This is a genomic window from Solirhodobacter sp. (genome assembly GCF_964715405.1).
Genome location: NZ_CBAICG010000082.1, coordinates 1 through 5500, shown reverse-complemented (window position 1 = coordinate 5500; position 5500 = coordinate 1). Strand labels below are relative to the sequence as shown.

Sequence of the window (5500 nt, the reverse complement as noted above, 5' to 3'; positions counted from 1 at the left end):
CTGCCGCCCTACTTGCCTTGCGGCTTCGGGCGCGGCTTCAGCCGCTGCGAGGTGTCGGCCGGGTTGACCGGCGGACGGCGCGCCCCGCCGGTGGCCGGTTTCCCGGCGCTGAACGGCTTGCCCGGCCGCGCCGGCTTGTCGGTTCCGGTCCAGCGCGGCTTCTTGCCCGCTTCGGCGGCCGCATCGCCACGCGGTTGCCACGGCTTCTTCGGCCCATCGGCCGCAACGCCACGCGGCTGCCACGGCTTCTTCGGGCCGTCGGCCGCATCGCCACGCGGTTGCCATGGCTTCTTCGGCCCATCGGCCGCATTGCCGCGCGGCTGGTAGGGCTTTTTCGGCCCGCCAAACGGCGCCTTGGCGCGCGGTTCATAGGCCGGGCGCGGGGCATCGCCGCTGCTGTGCGGGGCATCGTCGCGGCGGGCGGGTTTCACGCCGACGCGGCGCGGTGCCTTGACGGGTTCACCGGTCTCGTATTTCGCGGCGCGGAAGGATTTCTTGCCCTGCACGGTGGACGGGGCATGGTCATCCGTCGCGGCGGCATAGGCGTGCGGCGCCGGCGCAGGGCGGTCCTCGACTGCGGCGCGGGTGGGCGCGGGCCGGTCTTCGGCCACTTCGACGCGCGGCGCGCGGGCGGGCCGTTCCGGCCGATCAAACCGTTCCGGCCGTTCCAGCACCGGTTCCGAGGCCAGGCGCGTCAGCGTCAGCCCGGCTTCCAGTTCCATCGCGCTGCCCAGCGTCGCCTCGAACCCCGCCGCCGCCCCGGCCGCGATCTGCACGAAGGTCACATCTTGCTGCACCCGGATCGCGCCGATTTCGGTCTTGGTGATGCCACCCTGATCGCAGAGCTTGGGCAGCAGCCAGCGCGCTTCGGCGCGGCCCTCGCGGCCGACCGACAGCCGATACCAGGCCGAGTCGCCGAACTCTTCGCGCGGGCGGCGCACTTCCTCGGTTGGCGTCCCTGCGCTGCGCAGTTCCTCGGGCGCGGACCGTCCGGCCCGCCACATCCGCAGGAACGCCGCCGCCAGCGCATCCGCGCTGTGCAACGAGGTCAGCGCGGCCACCGCCGCAACCTCGTCCTCGGCGATCGGCGCGCCCAGTTCCGGCGCCTCGATCAGCCGCACGTCGTCGCGCGCCTGCACCTCGTCGGCCGAGGGCGCGGTGGCCCAGGTCGCCGTGATGCGCGCGCCTTGCAGGATGCGCTGCGCCTTCTTGTAGTCCTTCGGCATCACGATCAGCGCCGAAACCCCCTTCTGCCCGGCCCGGCCCGTGCGCCCCGACCGGTGCAGCAGCGTTTCCGGGTTCGACGGCAGATCGGCGTGGATCACCAGTTCCAGCCCCGGCAGGTCGATGCCCCGCGCCGCCACGTCGGTGGCGATGCAGACCCGCGCCCGCCCGTCGCGCATGGATTGCAGCGCGTGGGTGCGTTCCTGCTGGCTGAGTTCACCCGACAGCGCCACCACCGAGAATCCGCGGTTGTGGAAGCGGCCCATCAGATGCGTCACCTCGGCCCGCGTCTTGCAGAACACCAGCGCCGTCTTCGCCTCGTAGAAGCGCAACAGGTTGATGATCGCGTTCTCGCGGTCCTGCGGCGCCACGGTCAGCGCGCGGTATTCGATATCGACATGCTGCTTCTGCTCGGCCTGCGTCTTGAGCCGCACCGCGTCGCGCTGATACTGCTTGGCCAGTTGCGCGATCGCCGGCGGCACGGTGGCCGAGAACATCAGCGTGCGCCGCGACTCGGGCGCCGAGCCGAGGATGAACTCCAGATCCTCGGCAAACCCGAGGTCCAGCATCTCGTCGGCCTCGTCCAGCACCACCGCGCGGATGCCCGACAGGTCCAGCGAGCCGCGTTCGATATGGTCCTTCAGCCGCCCCGGCGTGCCGACGACGATATGCGCGCCCTTGTCGAGCGCGCGGCGTTCGGTGCGGTAGTCCATGCCGCCGACGCAGGACGCGACCTGCGCCCCGGTTTCCTCGTAAAGCCAGTCCAGCTCGCGTTTCACCTGCAACGCCAGTTCGCGCGTCGGCGCGATCACCAGTGCCATCGGGATGCCCGCGAACAGGAACCGGTCCTCGCCCGCCAGCAGGTCCGGCGCGATGGCGATGCCGAAGGCGACCGTCTTGCCCGACCCGGTCTGGGCCGAGACCAGCAGGTCGTGACCCTCCACGCCCTCGCCCAGCACGGCAAGCTGCACCGGGGTCAGGGTTTCATAGCCGCGTTTCGCAAGGGCCGCGGCCAAGGGCGCCGCGATGCCGGAAGTATCCGTCATGATCCGTCTTTCCAAAAGGGGGGCGAGACCGGAAATCATGTTCCCGGGGGGCCCGATATACGGCCCACCCTTCCCCCTTATGCGTCGGGCCTCCCTGCCCCACGCCGCGGAAACCCGGAGCCTGAAGCGGGCCTCATACGCGAAGACGCGGGCGTTGTATAGTCAGCCCTGCATCTCGGGCCGTGGCACCGGCCAGATCAGCGCGGCGATGGCAAAATCACGGTTGCGTGATCGCCGTTACCGGGCCTACACTTGCCCGCATGACGCGCCTCGTCGGGTTTTCTGGGTCCAAACGGTTCTATGCGCTGGCGGGGACATTCGTCCCGCTGGCGGAAGATTTTCTGCGACCACGCCCGGTGTCGTGGTCCTGCGGGAACGCGACGACGAACATCTGGCTTTCCGCGGCGGAACTTGACCTGCTGGGCGGCCAGTCCCGCGCCGAGGGACACGCCACCCCGATGGCGGGGCAGAACGCCATCTTTCAATATCTGACCGGGCATTCCAAGCCGCTCAACACCAACGCAACGGAGAAGCACGATTTCGACGCGCTGAAAGGCTACGAGGACGGGCTGTCGAAGATGAACGGGTGGTTCCAATATGAGTGCAAGAACTGGACGCTTGCGAAGAATCCGCAAGCCATGCTCGCCGTGTTCATCGGCCGCATCAATGCCGAGCCGAGCCTGCCGCCGGACGATCCGTCGCGGTTCGGCGATGACCGGCTGCTGAACGACAAGAAGAACCTGCGCGGCCTGGCCTATCTGGGCGGCATGGCCGAGCTTGCCCTGCCCGACGAAGACGACGGCGGGACGGGGCTCTTCAGCACCATCCCGGTGTCGGCCGGCGCGCTGGTGAACGGTCTGACGAAAAAGCAGCGCGAACAGTTCGCGACCCTTTTCAACGCGCACAGGTTCGGCGCGCTCTATCGCATGGCCAAGGATCAGTTCGACCTGATCGGGGTTGCGAACTACTGACCCTTCGCCTCGGCAGGGCCGCTAGCGGTGCTGTTCGGGCCGCGGCACCAGCCAGATCAGCACCGCGATGGCGATGAAGGCGGTGGAGTTGTAGACCAGCGCCGAGGCCATCGCCGCGATATAGACCGGATGCGCCGCCACTCCGGCGCCCAGGGCCGCCAGATGCGAAAAGAAGATCTGGCCGATGATCGCCACCCCCAGCGCGCCGCCGACCTGCTGAAACGCCTGCAACGCGCCCGAGGCCGAGCCCGTGTCGCGCGTCGGCACGCCCGCCAGCACGACCTGGAAGATCGGCGAGATGCCGGTGCCCAGGCCGAAGCCGCCCAGGAACATCGGCGTCATGAAGCCAAGCCAGGTCACTGCGTCGCCGGTGCCCAGCACAACGAACCGCAGCGATAGCATCGCCAGCGCCATGAACGCGGCCCCCGCCGTGATGCGCTGCCGCTGCCAGCGCCCGCCCAGCCGCCCGGAACTCAGCGAGGCCGCCATGACGCCGACCGAGAACGGCATCGTCATCATCCCCGAATGCAGCGGATCAAGGCCAAAGCCCGATTGCAGGAACACCGCCAGCACCACGAAGAACCCCGGAATCCCGCTGTAAAGCAGGGTCGAAAGCGCGGTGCCCAGCACGAAGCCACGATCCGCCAGCAGGCTGACCGGCAGCAGTTGCACGCGCCCCAGCCGCGCCTGCCGCGCCTCCCACAGCCCGAAGGCCAGCGCCAGCGGCGCCGCCGCCGCCATCAGCGCGAAGGTCCACGCGGGCCAGCCCGCCTCGCGCCCCTCGATCAGCGGGAACACCACCGCCAGCAGCGCCATCGCCGCCAGCGCGATCCCCACGAAATCGAGCTTCAGCGGATGCGTTCCGCGCACCTCGGGCACCAGCCGCAGCGCCAGCACGATGGCGCCAAGCCCGACCGGAATGTTCACCAGAAAGATCGGCCGCCAGTCGAGCCCCCAGATATCCTGCCCGATCAGGAACCCGCCCAGCACCGGCCCCATCACCGAGGCCATGCCCGAGGCAAGCCCGAACAGCGCGAAGGCCTTGCCCCGCTCGCGCGGCGGAAACAGCACCGACACCAGCGCCAGCGTCTGCGGCATCATCACCGCCCCGCCGGTGGCCTGCAACACCCGCGCCGCCACCAGCGCCCCGATCCCCGGCGCCATGCCGCACAAGGCCGAGCCGAAGGTGAACACCGCCAGCCCTACCACGAACATCCGCCGCCGCCCCAGAATGTCGCCCAGCCGCCCGGCGGGCAGCAGCAACAGCGCGAAGGTCAGGATATAGGCCGCCACGATCCACTCGATCTGCGCCGCCGTCGCCCGGAACGCCCGCAGCAGCGACGGCAGCGCCACGTTCACGATCGACACGTCGATCAGGTTCATGAACGCCGCCGCCAGCAGCACCGACATCGCCACCCAGCGCCGGTCGGAATACGCCACCGCAGGCACGGCCATCGCAGCCGGAGGAGGAGTCTCGATATCCATTACGCACCCATCCGCCACCAGCGCCCAAATCGCCGCGCCGGAACCTAGGGCGATGAGGGGAGAAGGGAAAGGGGCCACACCAGTTCAGGCGCGCGGCACTTGACCGGATGACGGGAAGCGGGCCTTGTTGCAGCAGGACCGCAAGTCGGATGGTGCCGTTGGATATTGGGAAGCAACTTTCGGTTTATTTCGGCCTGCTCGTCCCTTTTGCAGGCGTGATCTACGCATTTCACAGCGGTTTCGGTGTCGGTGTCGCCGGATTGATCGTTTGGCTCTTCCTCTTCTGTACCGTCATCGCGCGGGTTTGGATCGCTGACGAGCCTCTCCGCCCCCGCCTGATCGCCCACCTTGAGTCGCCGGACTACCGCATCCTCTACCGCTCGATCATGACCCCCATCGCCCGCTGGCCGCGCGACTGGCGGCTTTACGATTGGGCGCTTCGGCTGGCGGTCGTCTACCCGATCGCGCTCGTCGTGCTGGTCTGGGTGGTTACCGGCAGTGCAGCGACGATTGGTACGGTCGGATTTATTGCGGAAGAGGATCGCTGGTGGCCGCGCCTTGTGGCGATCGCTGCGATCACCCTTGGGGCATTTGGGCTGTCTTTTTGGAAGCCCACACCAGAAAGCTTAAGGAACGTCTGAAAAACCTCCCGCTTTCGGCGTGATCTGGTAGACTTGGGCAAGCCTCCAGGGAGCCCTGCCGATGTCGAAACAGCCCGCCTTTCCCGGTCTTCGCGACGCGATGAAGAAGAAGCAGACGCGGCGTGAACTATTT

At 68.3% G+C, this 5500-nt stretch carries 4 protein-coding genes; 2 read left to right on the top strand and 2 right to left on the bottom strand.

Annotated features, from left to right (window positions below):
• Positions 1–8: 8 nt before the first annotated feature.
• Positions 9–2270, bottom strand: coding sequence for a DEAD/DEAH box helicase (locus AC11WY_RS18995; protein ID WP_482928399.1), 2262 nt, complete (start codon positions 2268–2270; stop codon positions 9–11).
• Positions 2271–2452: 182 nt separating this feature from the next.
• On the opposite strand from AC11WY_RS18995, the gene AC11WY_RS18990 reads away from it, so the two are divergent.
• Positions 2453–3241, top strand: coding sequence for a hypothetical protein (locus AC11WY_RS18990; protein WP_482928397.1), 789 nt, complete (start codon positions 2453–2455; stop codon positions 3239–3241).
• A 21-nt stretch (positions 3242–3262) separates the two neighbouring features.
• Here the strand turns inward: AC11WY_RS18990 and AC11WY_RS18985 are convergent, their stop codons facing one another.
• Positions 3263–4726 carry an MFS transporter gene (locus AC11WY_RS18985; protein ID WP_482928395.1) on the bottom strand — a complete coding sequence of 488 codons (1464 nt, stop codon included), beginning with the start codon at positions 4724–4726 and terminating at the stop codon, positions 3263–3265.
• Positions 4727–4884: 158 nt separating this feature from the next.
• On the opposite strand from AC11WY_RS18985, the gene AC11WY_RS18980 reads away from it, so the two are divergent.
• A complete protein-coding gene (locus AC11WY_RS18980) occupies positions 4885–5367 on the top strand; it encodes a hypothetical protein (RefSeq protein ID WP_482928393.1) in 483 nt (160 codons plus the stop codon).
• Positions 5368–5500: the final 133 nt, after the last annotated feature.